The following is a 20,843-nucleotide window of genomic DNA, read 5'->3' as shown; positions in this document are numbered from 1 at the left end:
GTTAAGAAAGTCAGCCTTAATCAACATAGAATTTTTGATTAAACTCTAATTGCTGCTGCTCTTTGCCATCATCGATGGTTAACTTAAAGCGAACCGTTTCTTCGTTGCGATAAGCGACTTGTGCCAAATAATAAATGGCATCACCTTCTTTTACTTCAACAAAATCTAACGGCTTTTCTTGACCTAAAAGGTTACGTGCAGTGCCTGTTATTTTAACGGTTTTAGCAGGGTTTCCTTTCACAGTATTATCAAGTACCGAGATGTTGATTAATCCATTGTACTTACTACGTTCAATGCCATAAGTTTGTGCAACTTTAGGGGTTAAAAATGTCGCGCCAATGGCCATGTAATGAACATTCATGTTACCTAGCTTTTTCATGTTTTCGGCTTGTGCTGAATAACTTTGACCAAGTAACACGATGGTTAACATTATAACGGCGAATAATGGTTTCATGTGCGGCTCCTAAACTATGGTAACAGGCTACAGCATGCGCCAGTATGGAATGATATCTGCTAGCATAAAGTTGATGACATTCAACAATAAAAACGCGGCAATTATCGATAGATCTAAGCCGCCCACTGGTGGAATGACTTTACGAATAGGGCGTAATAGTGGCTCTGTCAATTGATGCAGTAGCGCCATTGTTGGGTTATAACCTTGTACTACCCAGCTCATAATCGCCATTACCAGCATCAAAATAAACATTAAGAAGCCAGTTTTCTTTATTAAGAAGATAATACCGATCAACAAAGATGGGACTATATCAATTGGACCACCGTTTACCAACGACAACACAATAAACTTACTCACTGCGACGATATAAGCGATTAGCAAGGTCGCTAAATCGATTCCGCCTAACCCCGGAATTACGCGTCTAAATGGAATAACAACAGGGTTGGTAATTTTAACAACAAACTGACTTAATGGGTTGTAAAAGTCAGCACGAACGAGTTGTAACCAAACACGAATAATTAACACCATTAAAAAGGCGTCAAAGAAAAAATCGAGCAAGAAATTAATTGCTTGCATGTAAAACTCCAATAAAGTTATCTATCACTAACGTAGTGTCTTGGTTGCTTAATTTCAACGTAAAATCATCGTAAAGTTGTAACTAGATACAATATTTAGAATGATTGGCGTTGCATAAAAACAAACGACTTAGCTGTTATCTTTTGCCATTTCTTCGGCGCGAGCAAGTGCCGCATTAATGGATCCACTTACTAACTGCGTTAAGCCGCCTTGGTCAAAATGATTAAGCGCAGCCTGTGTAGTTCCGCCTTTTGAGGTAACATTTTCACGTAACTGCCCAATAGAAACAGAATTGTGAACAACCATTTCTGCCGCGCCTAAGGCCGTTTGCTGAACTATTTGTCTTGCACTTTCATCGTCAAACCCTAGCAATTTTGCCTGCTTTTCCATCGCTTCCATAAACAAGAAAAAGTACGCCGGGCCAGAGCCTGAAAGGGCAGTAATACTATTAATGTCACTTTCTTTTTCTAGCCACTTTACGATACCAACGGCAGACATCATCTCTTCTGCTTTAGCTTTTTGCTCCTCTGACACTAAAGGAGAAGCGAAAAGGCCAGTTACGCCTAAGCCTAATTGTGCAGGGGTATTGGGCATGGTGCGAACAACCGGAGCTGCTTTACCCAGTGCTTGTTCCATGGTGTCGATTGAGCAACCAGCAGCGACGGACAAAAAGCACTTGCCAGAAATATCGATATTCGCAGCTATTTCTTTTAATACGTCAGCCACTAGATATGGTTTAACGCCTAATACGATGTAATCAGCAAATTCTGCGGCTTCAATATTGTTCGCTGTGTGCTTAACTTGAAATTTGTCTGCCAATCGCTCACGTTTTTCTGACGAAGGGTTGGCAACAATAATATCTTGTGGTGTATAGCCGTTTGTCACTAAGCCTGTAACAACGGCGCTGTTCATGTTTCCTGCACCAATAAAGGCAATTTTAGACATGGTAATTCTCTTGTAATTATAATTTATTAGTTTCTAGCACCAAATAAGGCTGTGCCTATTCGTACCATAGTAGAACCATTTGAAATGGCTTGTTGTAAATCGCCGGACATGCCCATAGAAAGCGTGTCTACTGAGGCATATTCCGATTTTAATTCGTCAAACAACGATTTCATTTTACTAAAACTCTGTTCAACGTTTTCTTTCGCTGGAATCGCCATCAAGCCGCGTAGTTCAAGGTGTTCACATTCTGACACTATTTCAGCCAAGGCTTTAACTTCGTCTGGAGTAGCGCCAGACTTTGACTCTTCCTCACTAATATTTACTTGTAAACAAACATTTAGCGGAGTATCTTGACCAGACCTTTGTTCATTTAGTCGTTTAGCAATTTTTGCTCTATCGACACTGTGAACCCAAGCAAAATTATCGGCAATAAGTCGGGTTTTATTTGATTGAATAGGGCCGATAAAATGCCAAACAATATTTTGAAGATCAGATAATTGAGAAACTTTTTCTACTGCTTCTTGAACATAATTTTCGCCGAAAGCGCGTTGTCCCGCATCGTAAGCTTGTTTGATCATTTCAATTGGCTTGGTTTTGCTCACCGCCAACAAATGCACGTCTTCTCGCGCTCGTTCTGCATGTTTACATGCCTTGCTAATTTGCAGTTCTACTGCGACAAGATTATCTTTTATATCAGTCATTGTTTATTTTTGTCGTTTAATGGCAATATGACATTTGCCTTTGGTAAACAAATTAAGAGGTTTTTATGGATATTACCGAATTACTCGCGTTTAGCGTAGAAAATAATGCATCCGATTTACACTTATCCACTGGTGTACCACCACTAATAAGGGTTGATGGTGATGTCCGAAAGCTTAACATACCAGCGTTTGACGCTAAAGATGTAAATGCGTTGGTTTATGACATCATGAATGATCGTCAACGCAAAGAATACGAAGAAAACATGGAAGTGGATTTTTCTTTTGAAGTACCAAATCTTGCCCGCTTCAGGGTAAATGCTTTTAACCAAAACCGAGGGCCTGCGGCGGTATTTCGTACGATCCCAAGTAAAGTACTCTCTTTAGAAGATTTAGGCTGCCCAGATATTTTCCGTGATATTGCTGATAACCCACGCGGGTTAGTATTAGTGACGGGGCCAACAGGTTCAGGTAAGTCGACTACACTAGCGGCGATGATAGACTATATTAATAATTATAAACACGATCACATTCTTACCATCGAAGACCCAATCGAATTTGTTCACGAAAACAAAATGTGTTTGATCAACCAACGTGAAGTGCATCGCGATACCTTAAGTTTTAATGCTGCACTACGCTCTGCACTTCGTGAAGACCCGGATGTTATCTTAGTTGGTGAGATGCGTGATTTAGAAACCATCCGTTTAGCCATGACAGCGGCAGAGACTGGTCATTTAGTGTTTGGCACACTACATACCACCTCTGCACCTAAAACCATTGACCGTATTATCGACGTATTCCCTGCCGAAGAAAAATCTATGGTTCGCTCTATGCTGTCGGAATCTTTACGAGCAGTTATTTCTCAAACATTAGTGAAAAAAGTTGGTGGTGGCCGAGTTGCATCACATGAAATTATGATTGGTGTGCCAGCTATTCGTAACTTAATTCGTGAAGATAAAGTCGCGCAAATGTACTCTGCTATTCAAACAGGGATGCAACATGGTATGCAGACCATGGATCAATGTTTACAAAACTTAGTCAACCGCGGCTTGATCACCCGTCAAGATGCGATGGAAAAAGCGGCCGATAAAAACCAATTCCAAGGTTTTTAAGGAGTAACGTTAATTATGATGTTTCATCAATATTTAGAAAAGATGGTGCAAGAAAGTGCCTCTGATATGTTTGTTACGGCGAAGATGCCTGTTAGCGCTAAAATCAATGGTGAATTGACGCCTATTCACGATCAGGTTTTATCCCCAGAAGGAGCACTTGACCTTGTTCATAGTGCAATGAATGACAAACAAAAAGCGGAATTTGACCAAGAGAAAGAATGTAACTTTGCGATTTCTATCGATGGTATCGGTCGATTTCGTGTTTCGGCATTTTGGCAACGTGATATGGCGGGTATGGTTATTCGTCGTATTGTAACCGAAATTCCTGAAGCCGATGATTTAGGCTTGCCGTCGGTATTAAAAGACGTGGTCATGTCAAAGCGCGGTTTAGTGCTGTTTGTTGGTGGTACGGGTACGGGTAAATCAACGTCAATGGCAGCATTAATTGGTTACCGTAACAAGAACTCTCGTGGCCATATTCTTACCATTGAAGATCCGGTTGAATTTGTACACGAACACGGTAAATCGATGATCACTCAACGTGAAGTCGGTTTGGATACCGAGAGCTTTGATGCTGCGCTTAAAAGCTCACTTCGTCAAGCGCCTGACGTTATCCTAATTGGTGAGATCCGAAGCCAGGAAATTATGGAGCATGCGTTAGCCTTTGCTGAAACAGGTCACTTATGTATTGCAACACTTCATGCCAACAATGCAAACCAAGCGATTGACCGTATCATGCACTTGGTGCCTGCTGAGCAACACGGTAAGCTGTTGTTTGATTTAGCCTTAAACTTACGTGGCATTATTGCACAGCAATTAATTCCAACGCGCGATGGTAATGGACGAGTAGCGGCTATTGAGATCCTATTGAATTCACCTTATATCGCCGAGCTGATTAAAAAAGGTGAGGTAGGTGATATCAAGGAGGTTATGGAAAAATCGACAGAACAAGGAATGCAGACTTTTGACCAAGCGCTGTTTAATTTATACCAGCGTGGCTTAATTAACTACGCTGATGCGATACACCACGCCGATTCACCGAATGATTTACGCTTGATGATCAAATTAAGAAGTAATGACCAAGGTGGCTCTGGCTCACTTGCTGGCGTTACCATCGATGGTCTAGAGCCTACGGATTAACTAGCTAAAACAGAACAATATGAATGAATTTTAAAGCGAGCGTTTGCTCGCTTTTTTTATGCGTCGCAAGGCATTGAGTATTTAAAAAGCTGTAAATGGATACTTTATTTTGGCGACCGGGACAATGTTAAAAGGCACGCCATCGATGGAGTAAGTTGGCAATTGATAAGCAGGATCATACTTTCTCCCTTGTTTTACCGCTTTTCTAAATCTAATCGTTCTAGCAATTAGGCCTGAAAAGGCCCGTACATCGTTAGGCGAAAAAGCGAAAATGTTTCTGTCGACTACTAATGAAAAGCCGTCATGAATATCTAGCGAGTCTGAACAAAAGCCACAATAACCAAAATAGTCCGATAGGTTTGAGCCAGTTTTGATAATTTCTTTGATCAGGTCTTGTTCGCCAAATATGTCTTTCATGTCGCTTTCAAAAGATTCACTATTAATACTCACGTATTGAGCTAGCAGACTACTTTTTGCGTGCATGTTAATTAAGTCACTCAATAACTGATTATGACAATTGAGCAGTTCTTGTTTGGAAAGGGTTTTAGAGCTTCTAATGCTGATTAGATTGTCACATTTCCCTTTGAAAATATCGAAGTAAGCGTGAATGGCCTTAAAAAGCATCATTTGGATTTCCCATTCAATGAACATATTTTAAATTTAGACAGCAAAGATTAGTTAAGCAAAATCCAAAGACGAGAATAGAGTTATAAACGATTGGGTGATGTAGCGTTATCTTGACAAGTTGAATAGCTCATCTAATTTGTAAACGGCCACTTTCTCCAGTTGATTGTCTGCAATATGTATCATTTTTTTGGCCACTTGCTTGCCTGTAATGGGCTTGTATTTAGCTAAAGGTGGCAAAAGACAAAGTATTGGCATGACGTAACTTGCAAGGGATTCACCAAGGCGAAAATGATCACGGTCGCCAATTAATAGAGACGGTTGAACAATGCTTGTTTTTTCAAATGCTAAGGCTGATACCTTACCTTCAAGTTCACCCTTCATTTTAAAGTAAGGTGCACGGCTCTGACTATTGGCGCCGCTGGAAGACACTAACAGTATATGCTTAACTCCGCCTTTTAGTGCTAATTGTGCTGCTTCAAATTGATAGTCAACATCAACCTTACGTTGCGCTTCAATAGAGCCTGCTTGACTTTTGGTTGTACCTAAACATGAGAACAAAGCATCGCCGACGAAACAATCTGCATATTGTTCCATCTGGTTAAAGTCGATGACCTTATTTATGACTTTATCTGAGTTGTAATCGACAGGGCGCCTAGTAATAGCAATAATTTGGGCGAAAGAACTGTTGTTTATTAACTCATCAGTGAGGTGCTTGCCTATTAGTCCTGTTGCACCCAGAACAATCGCGACTTTTTGGGGGTTACTCGCCATACTGACTTTCAAAGAAGCTTTCGATAATTAAACGGGCTGATTCCGCGTCAATATTATCTTTTTTCAGGTTTCGATATCCGCCGTGATCAAATAGAGCTTGTTTTGCGTCTGCCGTGGTTAGGCGCTCATCTTGAAATTCAACGGGAAGACGATAGTCATTGGCTAAACGGTTACCAAATTTTTTTGCATCAAAGGTCACTTGTTGTGGCGTGCCATCCATATTGAGAGGCAAGCCGACAATGAGTAAATCGGGTTGCCATTCGTTGAAAAATTTCTTCAATTGCTCTTGGTTAGGGATACCGTCTTTTGCTTTAATCGAGCCTAATGGAGTTGCCGTACCTGTAAGTTCTTGGCCTACAGCAACGCCAATATATTTTTTGCCAAAATCGAAGCCTAAAACGGTTCTTTTACCAATTTCTGTCTTTTTATCTTGCATGGTTATATCTGTTGCTACCTTTGCCTATTAAGCGTGACCGACGTCACTAGACAGGTGAGCTAAATCAATGCCCAATTTTTCAGTGGCTTTTTGCCAGCGCATTTCAATTGGGGTATCGAAGAGAATTTCTTCATCTGCTGGGGTGGTCAGCCAAGAATTTGCTTGGATTTCTTGCTCAAGCTGCCCAGGACCCCAGCCAGCATAGCCTAGAGTCACCATGTATTTATCAGGCGCTTTGTCACTGCCTAAGGACAATAGAATGTCTTTTGATGTGGTGATCATGACATCTTTGCTAAGCGCTAACGAACTAGACCAACCTGACTGAGGCTTATGTAACACAAACCCTCTATCTGTTGATACAGGGCCACCATTTAACACACGTTGTGCTAACTCAGGGCTTTCTTGTGCTAAATCTTCTTCTAATTGAGCTAACAACTCGTTTAGTGTCAGTTCTATTGGCAGGTTGATGATCAACCCCATCGCACCTTCGTCGTTATGTTCGCAAATATAAGTCACCGTTTTATTGAAATACGGATCGTTCAAACTAGGCATTGCTATTAGTAATTGATTTTCTAAACTTTCCACACATTCTGCCTTTTATTTATTGCCAACCAGCTGCTCAATGGCATCCATAAGTTTACCACTAATGTTAATAGGGAAGGCAGCTTCTATTTCTCGAATACATGTTGGACTAGTCACATTAATTTCTGTCACTTTATCACCGATTACATCTAACCCTACAAAGTATAGTCCGCGTTTTTTCAATTCGGGAGCAATAGTTTCGGCAATCATTTTATCACTTGCTGACAAAGGTCTTGCTTCACCTCGTCCACCAGCAGCCAAATTACCACGAGTTTCTCCTTGTGCAGGGATACGCGCTAAACAATAAGGCATTGGCTCGCCATTCACGATAAGAATACGTTTGTCGCCATCGCTAATTTCAGGCATAAACTCTTGAACCATGGCGTAATTGTTGCCGTGATTGGTTAAGGTTTCAATAATAACGCCTACGTTGGCATCATGCTCTTTAATTCTAAAAATTGAAGATCCACCCATACCGTCTAGCGGTTTTACAATAACGTCCTTTTCTTGTTGGTGAAAATCTCTAATTTGTTTAGCGTTGCGTGTTACTAATGTTTTTGCGGTTAGTTCAGGGAACCACGCCGTAAATAGCTTTTCGTTACAGTCACGCAAACTTTGAGGCTTATTTACGATTAATGTTCCTGCCTGTTCCGCGCGCTCAAGCATATAGGTAGCGTAGATGTATTCTGTGTCAAAAGGTGGATCTTTGCGCATTAATACCGCGTCTAAATCTGTCAACGGAATATCTTTCGCTTCTTCTAATTCGTACCAGTGATCAGCATCATCGAATACTTTTACTGCTTGCACACTTGCGCGAGCTTCACCTTGGTAAAGGTATAAATCTTTCATTTGGAAGTAGAAAATCTCATAGCCGCGAGATTGAGCTTCGAGCATCATTGCCATTGAAGAATCTTTAGCAACTTTAACTTCTTCAATTGGATCCATTAGTACGCCAATTTTAATTGTCATTTTTGATAACCTTTTCAGTTATTGCATGTCGCCATAACGGCACTGCAATGATGTTATTGCCGTTAAGGCAGCTGTTTCTGTTCTTAATACTCTAGGGCCGAGCAAGACTTCAGTAAAACCGTTTTCAACAGACATGGCGATCTCTTCGTCAGAAAGGCCGCCTTCAGGCCCTATCAATAAGCGTGTTTTTGTCAGTTCTTCTGGTAGCGTCATTATCGAGTGCTTAGCCCTAGGGTGAAGGTTTAATTTAAACTCTTCCGTTTCTTCCTTTGCCCAGTCAGATAAAAACATGGGCTGGTTAACCTTTGGTACGATACAACGACCGCTCTGCTCGCAAGCACTTATGACTATTTTTTGCCATTGATCTATTTTCTTTTGTAACCTATCGCCAGAAAGCTTAACACCGCATCGCTCAGTAAATAATGGTGTTATTGAAGTAACGCCAAGTTCAACAGACTTTTGCAAAGTAAAATCCATGCGATCACCGCGAGATATTCCTTGGCCCAAATGAATGCTAATAGGTGATTCATTATTTACCTCGTTATAAGCATTTATCGTGACTTGCGCTGACTTTTTACTAACATTTGTTAACGTGGCTAGGTACTCACCGTTTTCTTCACCGTTAAACAGTATAATGCTGTCGCCGTCTTTGAGTCGTAATACTCTAACGACATGACCAAAGGCATCATCTGATAATGAGTAACTCTGTCCAATAGACCATTGTTGTGCTTGAAAAATTCTTGGGATTCTCATGAATTGTCATAATTTATGAACTTAATTTTCAAGATAGGGGCTTAATATGTATTTTTCAATGGCATCAAGTAACTAAGTATGATGTTATATCACTAAAATGTGTCTATAGTGTTAACTAAGAAAGTCGACAAATTAATTGAGGTTATTAGTCCTGTTAACATTTTGTATCGTATTTTCTTTAAAGAACATGTGACAATAATATCTAGCTTATAAAAACAAGTCAGACTCAGGGAGTTCTTACATGACTGTATATGAGAAAAATTCTTTTCGTTCATTTAAGTCAGCTTTTGCTGTTTCAGCAATTTCGGCTGCATTTTTAATTGGCTGTGGAAAGCAAGAAGCCCCTAAGGCTGAAGCACCACCACCAGCAGTTACCGTTTATTCTGTTAGTGAAAAGCCAATTGGTGATTACCGTGAATTTGTCGCTAGAACCGTTCCTGCTAAGGAAGTAGATTTAATTGCACGTGTTGAAGGTGAACTTGTTGAAAGAGATTTCAACGAAGGTTCAAAAGTTAACTCAGGACAGGTTTTATTAAAGATAGATCCTGCTGCATATCAAGCTTCTTTGGAATCAGCAAAAGCAGACTTAACTAGTCGCATTGCTGTTGCTGAGGCTGCTAAAAGAGATTTGGTACGTGGGCGAGAAATAGCCGCTGATGGTTACATTTCGCAATCAGATTTAGATAAGCTAATTTCCAATGACTCGCAGGCAAAAGCAGCTGTGAAAGTTGCCCAGGCAAGTTTAGAAAAAGCTGAGCTAAATTTAGGCTACACCCAAATAGCAGCGCCGTTTACAGGCCGTATAGGTATTGTTAATTACAGTGTAGGTAATGTCGTCGGTCCGACAAGCGGCACACTTGCTACCTTAACGTCGATGGACCCAATGTATGTGAGCTTCCAAGTAGAAGAGAGTGATTTTGTCTCTTATCTTCAGAACTCAAAAGAGCGTTTTGGCAAAAGAGAAAACGATAAAAACCGTGACGACATCGATATTTCTTTAAAGCTACCGAATGACACAACTTACGAAGAAAAAGGCAAGTTGATTTTTGCTGATACCAAAATTGAAGAAGGCATGGGGACAGTAGAATTACGCGCAGAGTTTTCTAACCCTGAAGGCGTTATTGTACCAGGTTTATTTGTAACGCTTCTTATTGAAAATAAAGATAAAAAGCCAATGGTGTTAGTGCCACAAGCGGCGGTACAAGAAAACATGCAAGGCAAATTTGTCTTGGTAGTAGATGAAAACAACGTTGTTTCACAGCAACTGGTTACTTTAGGGCGCCGAATTAATGCCATGTGGGTTGTTGAAGCAGGTTTACCAAATAATAGCCGAGTTATTATTGAAGGTCTGCAAAAAGTTAAGCCAGGAAGTAAAGTGCAACCTTATGAAAAACAAGTAAATGCCGAAACAGGTGTTATTACTGATTTAGTAGCTCAATAAGGGGTGGTAAATGATCAGTAAAACCTTTATTCATAGACCTAAATTTGCCTTTGTAATTTCAATTGTTATTACTCTGGCAGGTTTAATTTCATTAGGTATTTTGCCGGTAAATATGTACCCGCAGATTACTCCTCCGCAAGTAGAAATTACAGCGGTATATCCTGGCGCAAGTGCACAAGTTGTTGAAGAGTCTGTTATTCGACCCATAGAAGAGCAAGTTAACGGCGTGGAAGATATGATGTATATCGAATCTACAGCGTCAAATAATGGCTCAGCCACCATTACGGTTTATTTTAAAGTAGGAACAGATGGCGATATCGCGCAGGTAAATGTGCAAAATCGTGTGGCTTTAGCAAACAGTACTCTACCGGCTGAAGTAACACGCCAAGGGGTGAGTGTTAAGAAAAAATCTAGCTCGATGCTAATGGCGATAAACTTGTACTCTACGCAAGATAATATCGATCAACTCTTTTTGAGTAACTATGCCACGAACCAACTAACTGAGCCGCTAGGACGTATCCCAGGGGTAGCAGCGGCAACAGTGATGGGGGAAATGAGCTACAGCATGCGTATGTGGTTAAACCCAGATCGTATGGCCTCTTTAAAAGTAACTGTCGCAGAAGTACAAGCGGCGTTGCAAGAACAAAATTTAATTGTCGCTGCAGGTAAACTAGGCTCAAGCCCTACGTTACCTAACCAACAATTTGAGTATTCTGTACAAGCGCAAGGGCGTTTGAAAACAGCTGAAGAATTTGGTGAAACCGTTATTCGCGCTCGTTCAAATGGTAATTTTGTTAGACTTCGCGATATTGCTCGCATAGAGTTAGGCTCTCAAGATTACGGTATTCAAGCAAAGCTAAACGGCAAAGACACCGCATTTCTAGTGATTTACCAATTACCTGATGCAAACGCAACAGATGTTGCCCGTCTAGTAAAAGCTGAAGTTGCTAAATTATCTGAGCGTTTTCCTGCTGGATTAGAGTACGTTATCCCGTTTGATACTACAGAGTTTATCGAACGCTCAATTGATGAGGTTATTGTTACCTTATACCAAGCGGTTGCGTTAGTTATTCTAGTGGTATTCCTATTCTTACAGAATTTACGAGCAACGATTATCCCATCGTTAGCAATACCGGTTTCTCTTGTAGGTACCTTTGCTTTTATGATGTTAATGGGGTATTCGATTAACACCATTACCTTATTTGGTTTAGTTCTTGCCATAGGTATCGTGGTTGATGATGCCATTATCGTAATCGAGAACGTTGAACGTATTTTGCGTGAAGAAGGGCTTGAGATAAAAGAAGCTGTGACTAAAGCAATGTCACAGGTTCAAGGCCCAATCATTGCAACTACGCTTGTATTATTAGCGGTATTCGTGCCGGTAGGCTTTATGCCAGGTATCACAGGTGAATTGTACAAACAATTCTCAGTTACTATTTCTTTTGCGGTTATCATTTCATCAATTAACGCATTAACACTGAGTCCTGCACTTTGTAGTGTGTTACTAAGTGCTGACAAAATGAAACCTATTGGATGGTTAAAACCTTTTGAATCGGGGATTACCAAATTTACAGGCGTATATGGAAATGGCGTTCAGTTCTTACTGAAACGAGCTGTTCGTATCGGCATTATTGTTATTGCCGTGTTTGCTGGCGCTGGTTGGTTAACGGCCAATACACCTACTGGCTTTGTTCCTGGAGAAGACCAAGGTTACGTCTTTATGGATGTGCAATTACCTGATGCAGCATCAAGTAACAGAACGCAAGCCCTATTAGATAAAATCTCGCCAATGGTGTTAGAAGACCCAGCAGTTACTGACGTTATAACCGTTGCAGGTTTTTCAATGTTAGGTGGTGCTGGCTCGAATAATGGTTTTGGTATCGTGCTACTTAAAGATTGGGAAGAGCGAGAAACACCTGAATTAGGGTTAAGAGCTATTATTGGCCGATTGATGGGACAATTATGGGCGATGCCAGATGCACAAATTATGATGTTCAACCCGCCGCCAATTCCAGGTTTAGGTAATAGTTCGGGATTCGAGTTTAAATTACAAGACAGTGCCGGTCAGTCTCCAGCTGAGCTTGCCCAAGCGATGAACTCGCTTATCTTCGAAGCTAATCAGCGTCCGGAATTAAGTCGAGTGTTTAGTACTTACCGCGCAAATGTCCCTCAGTACTTCTTGGATGTAGATCGAAACAAAGCTAAAGCGCAAGGAATAGCACTATCGGATATATTCGTGACATTACAAGCTCAGTTAGGCTCATTGTACATTAACGACTTCAGCCAATTCGGTAGAACTTATCGAGTGACTATTCAAGCTGAATCAGAATATCGTAAAGAGCCAGCAGACTTGCGCCACTATTTTGTTCGAAATGCTGATGGTGAAATGGTACCGTTGACTACGGTCGCTAAACTAGAGCCGATTTTAGGGCCAACAAGTATTAATCACTTTAACTTGTATCGTAGCGCCAGTATTACCGGTAACGCTGCTGCTGGGTATTCTTCTGGAGATGCAATTAAAGTGATGGAAGAGCTTGCTGAAAATTTACCGCAAGGCTTTGTTTTTGAATGGGCTGGTCAATCAAAACAAGAAATTGAAGCGGGCAACTTAGCACCAGTGTTGTTTGGCTTAGCTATTATATTTGTATACCTTTTCTTAGTTGCACAATATGAAAGCTGGACAATTCCTTTCTCGGTAATAGCTGCTGTTCCTTTAGCACTGTTTGGCTCAATGCTAACCTTGTATACCTTAGGTATGGAGAACAACATCTATGCACAGGTAGGTTTAGTGTTATTGATTGGTCTTTCAACCAAAACGGCAATACTTATTGTTGAATTTGCGATGGAAGAACGTGCAGCAGGTAAGAGTATTTTTGATGCTGCCTTAAGTGCTGCTAAATTGCGCTTTAGAGCGGTATTGATGACGGCATTGTCATTTGTTTTAGGCGTTTTACCGTTAGTATTCTCGTCAGGAGCAGGTGCTAGCAGCCGTATATTCCTTGGTATTACCGTGCTTTCAGGTATGTTAGCTGCTACTATTTTTGGCACCTTGTTAATTCCTTATTTCTACATGATGATTCAGAAATTAAGGGAAAAAATTAAGGGTGACGCTGCTATCGCTAAAGTATCGTAGATAGCTGCACCAATAATTTTAACGTATGTCACATTGCTCTTATTAGGAGTGATGTGGCATTTTTGTTTTAGCTCACACTTTGCCTAAGCCTCAAGCTTTTCTTCTTTCACATCTGAAAATTCGCGTATAAATTGCGAAAGCAATATGAACAACATCTTGCTAGAATAGCGCCAGATATTTAATTGATAGACATTAACATGGCAATAAACTGGTATCCGGGTCATATGCACAAGGCCCAAAAAGAAATCAAAGAAATTCTTCCTCAGATCGACGTTGTGATCGAAGTTTGTGACGCGAGATTGCCTTTCAGTAGTGAAAACCCAATGATTACTGAAATCAGAGGGGATAAGCCGCTTATAAAAATTCTTAATAAAAGTGATTTAGCTGATCCGGAAAAAACAAAAGTGTGGTTGGATTATTTAGATGCTCAGCAGAATGTTAAAGCGATTGCTTTAACAACAGATAATCCAGCAACGGCTAAAACAATTCCATCGATTATTAAAAAGTTAGTGCCGAATAAAAATGAACAAGGCAAACAAATTAATGCGGTTATCATGGGTATCCCAAACGTTGGTAAATCAACGTTGCTTAATACTCTTGTTGGAAAGGCGAAAGCTAAAGTGGGTAATGAGCCAGCGGTAACTAAAGGGCAACAACGAATTCGTTTGGAAGACGGTTTGTATTTATATGACACGCCAGGCATGTTGTGGCCAAAAATTATTAACGAAAATAGTGGTTATCGATTAGCGATTACCAGTGCTGTGAAAGATACAGCGTTTGACCATGATGACATTGCTTGTTTCGCCGCAGACTATTTAATAGAAGCGTATCCTGAACGCGTAGTTGAACGATATAAACTCGACGAAGTACCGCAAAGAGAAATCGAACTCATTGAAGCCATTGGTCGAAATCGAGGCTGTGTGAAAAGTGGTGGTTTAGTTGATTTTACTAAAGCGTCGACTATTTTGATAAACGAGATACGCGATAAAACTTTGGGAGAGTTAACCTTTGAAACTCCCGATATGGTTGAGCAAGAAAATGAGCACTTTGCCCGAGTAAACGAAGAAAAGATTGCAGAAAGAGAAGCACGCAAAAAAGCGCGTGGCCGCGGTCGTAAAAATAAACGTAAGTAAAAATTTAAGACGCTAAGTAAAGGAAAAATAATACATGGTTGAGCACAAATTTGAATTACACGAACTTCTTGTTCGCGATACCAAACAGGTAATCGACTTACCTTTATCAAAAGTGTTGTTAATGAATGACAGCAACTACCCTTGGCTGGTACTCGTACCTAAAGTTGCCGATATCCAAGATATTTATCAACTTGAGTGGGATGAACAACAGCAATTGTTGAATGAGTCAAGCATGGTGAGTGAGGTCATGCTACAAACGTTTGGTGGCGATAAAATGAATGTTGCTGCTTTAGGTAATGTTTGCCCTCAGCTTCATGTTCATCATATCGTTAGGAGCAAAGGCGATGCTTGTTGGCCTAAGCCAGTGTGGGGTGCGGTAGAAGCCATCCCATACAGTGACGAGCAAGCTAACGATATAATATCTACTTTAAAAGCAGCGCTAGAGTCGGTAATAAAAAAGCCTTAGTAAATACTAAGGCTCTTGCTTTAAGTGTTTTGTTTACTGCGAGCATTTAACCAAAAGTAGATTAAGCTACCTTAGCTTCACTGCTTTCAATTGAATCCAATGATTGCTGCAAGTCTTCAATAAGGTCAGAAACATTTTCTAAACCAGCTGATATGCGTATTAAACTATCGCTAATACCTGCGTCACGTCGCTCTTCTTCACTATAAGGCGAATGGGTCATTGAAGCAGGGTGCTGAATCAATGACTCCGCATCTCCTAAACTTACCGCAATTGAGAATAACTTCATTCGGTTAATAAACGCCTCGCCACCTGCTAAGTCAGTGTTTAATTCAAAGGCTATAACACCGCCAGCAGCACGCATTTGCTTACCGATAAATTTGTAACCCTGATGAGATTCTAAGCCCGGGTAGTATACGGTTTTTACTTGTGGGTGAGATTCTAAAAACTCAGCAATTAACTGTGCGTTTTGGCAGTGACGTTCAACGCGAATAGGTAGCGTTTTTAAGCCACGTAGAATTAACCAAGCATCATGAGGACTCATGGTCGCGCCTATATCTTTAAGAGCAGTGAGCTTAATATGCTCAATCATTTCACTAGAACCACAAATGATACCAGCAACAACATCACCGTGACCATTTAGGTATTTAGTCGCACTATGAATAACAATATCAGCACCAAATCTTGCAGGTTTTTGCAATACAGGCGTTAGGAAAGTGTTATCGACAACTGAGATAAGCTCGTGCTTTTTACAAATGCTTAAAATAGCTTCTAAATCTAGCACTTGCAGGTTTGGATTAACGGGTGTTTCTAAAAAAACAAGTTTAGTATTTTCTTGAATCGCTTTTTCGATGTTTTCAGGCTCATCCATATCGACAAAAGTTACTTCAATACCGAATTTTGTGAGCATGTGGCTCATTAACGCAAATGAGCAACCGTAAACCGCTTTTGAAGATATAAGATGATCACCAGCTTGTAAGTTAGCTAATAACGCGCCTGATACTGCTGCCATACCTGTGGCGGTTGCTGCAGCATCCTCCATACCTTCCATCGCAGCAACACGCATTTCTAGCTGGCGTGTAGTAGGGTTGCCAAGGCGAGTATAGATAAAGCCTTCTTTTTCACCTGCAAAACGTTGAGCACCTTGCTCTGCATTGTCAAAAACAAAAGTAGATGTTTGGTATAAAGGTGTAGCAAGCGAACCAAATTGCTCGTCGTTAATACGACCTGAGTGAATAGCTTGCGTTTCGATAAAGCGACTTGAATGCATAAATGTCCTTGGAAATTATCATAGTTATATAGGAATTCTGTTTTTCATATCGCAATTACCATTCCAAGGTTTAAATAATCAATAAAAACAAAGGTTTGCGATTTCCAAAGAGGGTAAATAGTTAATGGTTGTAATATTTTTATTACAACAGGAGGGAGTCAAATGAAAGTTTTTTGTATTGCCTGAGATAAAACCTAGCTTGAATACCGGTAAAATCAGTGTTGTAATATAAATATTACGAAGTAATAAAATTATTACAGATGAAAATTAAGATTCATTCAACTGACCGAATAGGTATAAGTAAAGACATTCTTTCTGTGTTTTCAGACAATGCATGGAACTTAAAGGCCATGGAAGTGGAGAGTGAATTTACCTACGCCAATATTGATCACCCTAATATTAATGTTGATGAACTCACCGCGAGTTTGAATAAAATATCTGGTGTGATCAGTTGTGAATCAATTGCCTTGATGCCTTCAGAGGTAAGGGAAAACCACTTATCAGCCCTTATCTCTAAAATTAATGATCCCATCATTGATGTTGATGCAACTGGAAAAATTTTAGCGTGTAACCAAGCGGCACAGTCTCTTTCTTTAAACAAACACTCGTTAATTCAACAAGAGTTACAACCATTAATTAATGTTGAAATATCGTCTCTTTTCAAAGAAGCCGAATTGAGTATTGCCTTACATTTTTGCCAACAGCCTTTCATTGCAGATGTAAACCCTGTAATCAGTGATAACCAAGTGACAGGTGCCGTTATATATTTAAAATCGATGAAGAAAGTTGGGAGACAGTTATCTGTCATGCAATCGGTTAATGACAATGCCTTATCTGCGATTGTTGGCAGTTCTGAAAAAGTCGCGTTAGTGACACAGCAAGTTAAACGTTTTGCAGAACTTGAGTTACCGGTGTTAGTTACGGGGGAAACGGGCACGGGTAAAGAGCTGGTCGCCAGAGCACTTCATCAGTTAAGTAATCGTCAACATCAACCATTTCTGACCATTAATTGCGCGGCAATTCCCGAGCAACTATTAGAAAGTGAGTTGTTTGGCTACGAAGCAGGCGCCTTTACAGGAGCAAGTAGGCAAGGTAAACCCGGCCTGTTTGAGCTAGCGAACGGAGGCTCAGTATTTTTGGATGAAATCGCTGAAATGTCTAATTACCTTCAAGCAAAGCTATTGCGTTTTCTTCAAGATTTTAGTTACCGAAGAGTAGGGGGAACTAAAGAGCGAAAAGCCGATGTTCGCATCATCAGCGCAAGTCATCAGGAATTTACCTCGTTAATACAAACGCAAAAATTTAGGGAAGATTTGTATTACCGTTTAAATGTATTAAAGCTCGAATTACCTCCTTTGCGAGAGCGCGGCCATGACATAGATGAGTTAATTAAACACTTTGCCAGTAAAGCGGCTAAGCAAGTTGATAGAGCCTCTATTGATTTTTCAGAGCCAGCAATCGATAAGCTCCGACAGTTTAGCTGGCCTGGTAACATTAGACAGTTAGAAAATGTTGTTTTTAGTTTAGTAGCGTTAGACGAAGAAGGTTTTATCGACGTACGGCATTTGGATCAGGTATTAAATAAAGATGAACAGCTATCAGATACAAACAGCAAGAATATTAACGATGTCGTCGATTGGCAAAGTGCTCAAGCACAATTTGAAGAAGCTATGCTACGGCAGCTTTATCCGTTGTACCCAACGACAAGGGCGTTAGCGAATAGACTTAAGGTTTCTCATAATAAAATAGCAATGAAGCTGCGGGCGTATAACATTAAGTAATCTGGTATGGGTATCTAAGCCTTTATTATTTTTAATTCGTAACTAATTAAAGTTAAGGATAAGTAATCTTTTGCGCAATGGAGGTTACGATTAATTATCAGTAATGCTTTGGATAACAGTATTCGACATCATATTTCGTTAATAATTTCAATGAGCTATTGTTTTTTTTACGTGAAAATGTTGGTTCAACAAATTGATGCACTCATATCCCTTGATAACTCGCTCATTAATGAAATCTGCCGCAAGCTCTTCTCCTGACCGGAGTAGTGTTTTTAAAATTCTGATAATCAGACAAAACTGAGATTTAATATATCACTTTAAGGTCATCAGAAAATATATATGAAGCACCCTTAGTTATTGGTCTCAATTTTTCACTATGTTAAAGTATTTCAAACTCAGTATTTTGATATTTGTAAAATTTTTGGGCATGAAAAAAGAAAAAGTAGCTAATATTTTAGCAAAAGCTCAGTCGGCGATAGAAGCAGGAAAATTTAGTCAAGCTATAACTGGTCTGAAAAAAATAAACTCTACGAATTCGTTAAGAACTTTTGATAGTCTTTGTCTTGAAGCTATAGCACTTAGCAAGAGTAATAAGGAAGAACGAGAATTAGATGTATATTATAAAGTATTGCAACTAGAACTCACTAATATTCAAAAAATTAAGGTATTGAATAGTATCGGGAGAATAGAAAAAAAATTTAATAGGTTAGAAAAAGCAATAGCGACGTTAGAGAAAAGTATCAGTTTGGATAACTCTATTAACAACGCTGGGGCTCAAATGAGGTTATGTGAATTATATAGAGAAAATTCAGATTTCACTGAAGCGGAGTTATTAGCGAATAAATTAAAAAAGTGGAGTGAGTATTATGCTCACGCGCAATATCAATTGATGTTGATTGCCAAAAGTAAATTAGATAAAGAAGCAGTTATAGCTAGCGCAAATGATTTAGCAAACCATTTCAGACAAATTAAAGAACCATATATTGATCGAGCGGTAGAATCTCTTCAAGCAGTGGGTGCAGAAAACGAAGCACACTTATTGTTAAAAAAGGCAGAAGCGTATTTAGGTAATAAGCCTTGGATTACCTTTTATATTGCAAAATATAATTATCAGCAAAAAAGCTATAGTAAAGTGGTTGAGCTTATTACAGACGAGCTAATAGAAAGCTTTCCTGTTAACTCACCCAAAAGAACAATGTCATTTAAATTGCGAGCGGATGCATATGACAAGTTAAAAAACTTTGATGATGCTTTTCAAAATTACTCAGCGTTAAGCTCAATCTATCAAGAAAAATACAAAAAGGTAAAAAACCTTGATATGGTTGAGTGCTATAGAAAGTTAGATCTAAGAACATTACCGGAAAGCGACAAGCTATTAGAACGAAGTTGCCCTGTATTTATGATAGGTTTTCCGCGTTCAGGAACAACTTTGCTAGATACTATATTGGACACTCAAGACAATGTAGTTACACTAAGTGAAAAAGCTACAATTTCTTCGGTTAGAGAGGCTTTTGAAAATAAATTAAATAAAACATATCCAAATGACTTACAGAATTTAACTAAAAGCGAAATCAGTATACTGAGAGATGTTTACTATGATGTTGTCGACTCACTACAGCCAGATATCAATAGTGAAACATTGATTATCGATAAAATGCCGCTGAATATGATTCATTTGCCGCTCATCTTAACGCTATTCCCAGAATCAAAAATTATTTTTTCGCTACGCCATCCATTGGACGTATGTTTAAGTAATTTTCAGCAAGACTATAGTATGAACGAAGAAATGTTCTTTCTAATTACTCTGGAAGGGTGTGTGAAACGATATAAGAATACCTTTGAGTTATTTGATTCGTACCAAAAGTATTTAACCCCTTCAACTCTTTATGTTCGATATGAAGATTTAATAACTGATTTACCTCAAGAGATCAGTAAAGTTTTCAAATACCTTGATATAGAAGATAACGGTAAAAGTGAAGAGTTTTATAAACACGCGCAAAATAAAATAATAAATACGCCATCGCAAAAGCAGGTTACTCAAAAGCTATATTCTGATGCAACTTATAAATGGAAAAATTATAGTAAGTATATGGATGAATTCACCCCTGAACTCCAAGAATTCATATGTAAATTTGGCTATGACATATAGAAATTATTGCCATAAATATGTATTTCAAGAGTTCCAATTTTAGTACATAAATTACAGTGCGATTGACGCGAAGGCATTTCATAACCAATTTTTTGTATACATCTTGTCTACATATGACCTGTATGTGGTGCCTTCTCCTTTTAGTTTAACGTGTGAGCTAATAAAAATGTATGCACTTCCTAGTCAAAGGGGGGAAGGGGCTAGGTAAATACTAAATGCAGTTCTCAATAGCTAAAGCGAGAGAGTTAGGGTACAAACACATTGTATTGGAAACTGCAACTCCGCTTAAGGAAGCTGTATCACTCTATAAGAAATTTGGCTTCAAAGAATATACACCAAGTTATTTGGCTGCGAGGTGCGATCAGGCATTTGAGCTTTTTTATAGTGAGCTTATTAAGGCCATTAACCTA

At 39.5% G+C, this 20,843-nt stretch carries 19 protein-coding genes; 8 read left to right on the top strand and 11 right to left on the bottom strand.

The genetic code is table 11. The annotated features are described in order from the left end of the window. Positions 1 to 16 precede the first annotated feature (16 nt). From ACOB80_RS13935 to ACOB80_RS13920, 4 genes are all read right to left on the bottom strand, one after another. Positions 17 to 454: a DUF4426 domain-containing protein gene (locus ACOB80_RS13935; RefSeq protein WP_473166458.1), complete on the bottom strand. Its 438-nt coding sequence runs from the start codon at positions 452 to 454 to the stop codon at positions 17 to 19. Between the two features lie 27 nt (positions 455 to 481). Next, complete coding sequence (locus ACOB80_RS13930) at positions 482 to 1,030, bottom strand: YggT family protein (RefSeq protein ID WP_473166457.1); 549 nt, start codon at positions 1,028 to 1,030, stop codon at positions 482 to 484. Between the two features lie 129 nt (positions 1,031 to 1,159). Further along, the gene (proC, locus tag ACOB80_RS13925; protein WP_473166656.1) at positions 1,160 to 1,981 is read right to left on the bottom strand and encodes a pyrroline-5-carboxylate reductase; all 822 of its coding nucleotides are present in this window, start codon (positions 1,979 to 1,981) and stop codon (positions 1,160 to 1,162) included. 20 nt (positions 1,982 to 2,001) lie between these two features. Then, a complete protein-coding gene (locus ACOB80_RS13920) occupies positions 2,002 to 2,676 on the bottom strand; it encodes a YggS family pyridoxal phosphate-dependent enzyme (RefSeq protein WP_473166456.1) in 675 nt (224 codons plus the stop codon). A 65-nt stretch (positions 2,677 to 2,741) separates the two neighbouring features. Between ACOB80_RS13920 and ACOB80_RS13915 the strand changes: the two genes are divergently transcribed. Continuing rightward, the gene (locus ACOB80_RS13915; RefSeq protein WP_473166455.1) at positions 2,742 to 3,785 is read left to right on the top strand and encodes a type IV pilus twitching motility protein PilT; all 1,044 of its coding nucleotides are present in this window, start codon (positions 2,742 to 2,744) and stop codon (positions 3,783 to 3,785) included. 15 nt (positions 3,786 to 3,800) lie between these two features. Next, complete coding sequence (locus ACOB80_RS13910) at positions 3,801 to 4,925, top strand: PilT/PilU family type 4a pilus ATPase (protein ID WP_473166454.1); 1,125 nt, start codon at positions 3,801 to 3,803, stop codon at positions 4,923 to 4,925. Between the two features lie 81 nt (positions 4,926 to 5,006). Here the strand turns inward: ACOB80_RS13910 and ACOB80_RS13905 are convergent, their stop codons facing one another. The 6 genes from ACOB80_RS13905 to rsmE form a co-directional block, all read right to left on the bottom strand. Further along, the gene (locus ACOB80_RS13905) at positions 5,007 to 5,552 is read right to left on the bottom strand and encodes a hypothetical protein (RefSeq protein WP_473166453.1); all 546 of its coding nucleotides are present in this window, start codon (positions 5,550 to 5,552) and stop codon (positions 5,007 to 5,009) included. A 105-nt stretch (positions 5,553 to 5,657) separates the two neighbouring features. Next, a complete protein-coding gene (locus ACOB80_RS13900) occupies positions 5,658 to 6,323 on the bottom strand; it encodes an NAD(P)H-binding protein (RefSeq protein WP_473166452.1) in 666 nt (221 codons plus the stop codon). Next, entirely contained in the window at positions 6,313 to 6,759 is a 447-nt protein-coding gene (gene ruvX / locus ACOB80_RS13895; protein WP_473166451.1) for a Holliday junction resolvase RuvX, read from the bottom strand. Before ruvX ends, ACOB80_RS13900 begins: the two co-directional genes overlap by 11 nt. A gap of 27 nt (positions 6,760 to 6,786) precedes the next feature. Then, positions 6,787 to 7,344 (bottom strand): YqgE/AlgH family protein, encoded by a 558-nt coding sequence (locus ACOB80_RS13890; protein ID WP_473166450.1) that lies wholly within the window; start codon positions 7,342 to 7,344, stop codon positions 6,787 to 6,789. A gap of 12 nt (positions 7,345 to 7,356) precedes the next feature. Further along, the gene (gene gshB / locus ACOB80_RS13885) at positions 7,357 to 8,310 is read right to left on the bottom strand and encodes a glutathione synthase (protein WP_473166449.1); all 954 of its coding nucleotides are present in this window, start codon (positions 8,308 to 8,310) and stop codon (positions 7,357 to 7,359) included. An 18-nt stretch (positions 8,311 to 8,328) separates the two neighbouring features. After that, a complete protein-coding gene (gene rsmE / locus ACOB80_RS13880; protein ID WP_473166448.1) occupies positions 8,329 to 9,063 on the bottom strand; it encodes a 16S rRNA (uracil(1498)-N(3))-methyltransferase in 735 nt (244 codons plus the stop codon). A 241-nt stretch (positions 9,064 to 9,304) separates the two neighbouring features. Here rsmE and ACOB80_RS13875 point away from each other — a divergent pair, with 241 nt between their 5' ends. The 4 genes from ACOB80_RS13875 (at position 9,305) to ACOB80_RS13860 (ending at position 15,236) form a co-directional block, all read left to right on the top strand. After that, positions 9,305 to 10,504 carry an efflux RND transporter periplasmic adaptor subunit gene (locus tag ACOB80_RS13875; protein ID WP_473166447.1) on the top strand — a complete coding sequence of 400 codons (1,200 nt, stop codon included), beginning with the start codon at positions 9,305 to 9,307 and terminating at the stop codon, positions 10,502 to 10,504. Between the two features lie 10 nt (positions 10,505 to 10,514). Further along, positions 10,515 to 13,637: an efflux RND transporter permease subunit gene (locus ACOB80_RS13870; RefSeq protein ID WP_473166446.1), complete on the top strand. Its 3,123-nt coding sequence runs from the start codon at positions 10,515 to 10,517 to the stop codon at positions 13,635 to 13,637. A 197-nt stretch (positions 13,638 to 13,834) separates the two neighbouring features. After that, the gene (gene ylqF / locus ACOB80_RS13865; protein ID WP_473166445.1) at positions 13,835 to 14,770 is read left to right on the top strand and encodes a ribosome biogenesis GTPase YlqF; all 936 of its coding nucleotides are present in this window, start codon (positions 13,835 to 13,837) and stop codon (positions 14,768 to 14,770) included. Between the two features lie 34 nt (positions 14,771 to 14,804). Beyond that, positions 14,805 to 15,236: an HIT domain-containing protein gene (locus tag ACOB80_RS13860; RefSeq protein ID WP_473166444.1), complete on the top strand. Its 432-nt coding sequence runs from the start codon at positions 14,805 to 14,807 to the stop codon at positions 15,234 to 15,236. 61 nt (positions 15,237 to 15,297) lie between these two features. Here ACOB80_RS13860 and megL read toward each other — a convergent pair whose 3' ends face one another. Further along, complete coding sequence (megL, locus tag ACOB80_RS13855; protein WP_473166443.1) at positions 15,298 to 16,503, bottom strand: methionine gamma-lyase; 1,206 nt, start codon at positions 16,501 to 16,503, stop codon at positions 15,298 to 15,300. Between the two features lie 260 nt (positions 16,504 to 16,763). Between megL and ACOB80_RS13850 the strand changes: the two genes are divergently transcribed. Beyond that, positions 16,764 to 18,284 (top strand): sigma 54-interacting transcriptional regulator, encoded by a 1,521-nt coding sequence (locus tag ACOB80_RS13850; protein ID WP_473166442.1) that lies wholly within the window; start codon positions 16,764 to 16,766, stop codon positions 18,282 to 18,284. A gap of 427 nt (positions 18,285 to 18,711) precedes the next feature. Further along, positions 18,712 to 20,433 carry a tetratricopeptide repeat-containing sulfotransferase family protein gene (locus ACOB80_RS13845; RefSeq protein ID WP_473166441.1) on the top strand — a complete coding sequence of 574 codons (1,722 nt, stop codon included), beginning with the start codon at positions 18,712 to 18,714 and terminating at the stop codon, positions 20,431 to 20,433. Positions 20,434 to 20,843: the final 410 nt, after the last annotated feature.

The sequence above is a fragment of the Thalassotalea coralli genome, from assembly GCF_055786205.1.
Note: the sequence above shows the minus strand (reverse complement) of the source record. Positions and strands in the feature narration are given on the sequence as shown.

Excerpts from the sequence above, each read along its gene's own strand:
- ACOB80_RS13935 (WP_473166458.1), bottom strand. The coding sequence starts at position 454 with ATGAAACCATTATTCGCCGTTATAATGTTAACCATCGTGTTACTTGGT.
- ACOB80_RS13930 (WP_473166457.1), bottom strand. The coding sequence starts at position 1,030 with ATGCAAGCAATTAATTTCTTGCTCGATTTTTTCTTTGACGCCTTTTTA.
- ACOB80_RS13920 (WP_473166456.1), bottom strand. The coding sequence starts at position 2,676 with ATGACTGATATAAAAGATAATCTTGTCGCAGTAGAACTGCAAATTAGC.
- ACOB80_RS13915 (WP_473166455.1), top strand. The coding sequence starts at position 2,742 with ATGGATATTACCGAATTACTCGCGTTTAGCGTAGAAAATAATGCATCC.
- ACOB80_RS13910 (WP_473166454.1), top strand. The coding sequence starts at position 3,801 with ATGATGTTTCATCAATATTTAGAAAAGATGGTGCAAGAAAGTGCCTCT.
- ACOB80_RS13905 (WP_473166453.1), bottom strand. The coding sequence starts at position 5,552 with ATGATGCTTTTTAAGGCCATTCACGCTTACTTCGATATTTTCAAAGGG.
- ACOB80_RS13900 (WP_473166452.1), bottom strand. The coding sequence starts at position 6,323 with ATGGCGAGTAACCCCCAAAAAGTCGCGATTGTTCTGGGTGCAACAGGA.
- ruvX (WP_473166451.1), bottom strand. The coding sequence starts at position 6,759 with ATGCAAGATAAAAAGACAGAAATTGGTAAAAGAACCGTTTTAGGCTTC.
- gshB (WP_473166449.1), bottom strand. The coding sequence starts at position 8,310 with ATGACAATTAAAATTGGCGTACTAATGGATCCAATTGAAGAAGTTAAA.
- rsmE (WP_473166448.1), bottom strand. The coding sequence starts at position 9,063 with ATGAGAATCCCAAGAATTTTTCAAGCACAACAATGGTCTATTGGACAG.
- ACOB80_RS13875 (WP_473166447.1), top strand. The coding sequence starts at position 9,305 with ATGACTGTATATGAGAAAAATTCTTTTCGTTCATTTAAGTCAGCTTTT.
- ACOB80_RS13870 (WP_473166446.1), top strand. The coding sequence starts at position 10,515 with ATGATCAGTAAAACCTTTATTCATAGACCTAAATTTGCCTTTGTAATT.
- ylqF (WP_473166445.1), top strand. The coding sequence starts at position 13,835 with ATGGCAATAAACTGGTATCCGGGTCATATGCACAAGGCCCAAAAAGAA.
- ACOB80_RS13860 (WP_473166444.1), top strand. The coding sequence starts at position 14,805 with ATGGTTGAGCACAAATTTGAATTACACGAACTTCTTGTTCGCGATACC.
- megL (WP_473166443.1), bottom strand. The coding sequence starts at position 16,503 with ATGCATTCAAGTCGCTTTATCGAAACGCAAGCTATTCACTCAGGTCGT.
- ACOB80_RS13850 (WP_473166442.1), top strand. The coding sequence starts at position 16,764 with ATGAAAATTAAGATTCATTCAACTGACCGAATAGGTATAAGTAAAGAC.
- ACOB80_RS13845 (WP_473166441.1), top strand. The coding sequence starts at position 18,712 with ATGAAAAAAGAAAAAGTAGCTAATATTTTAGCAAAAGCTCAGTCGGCG.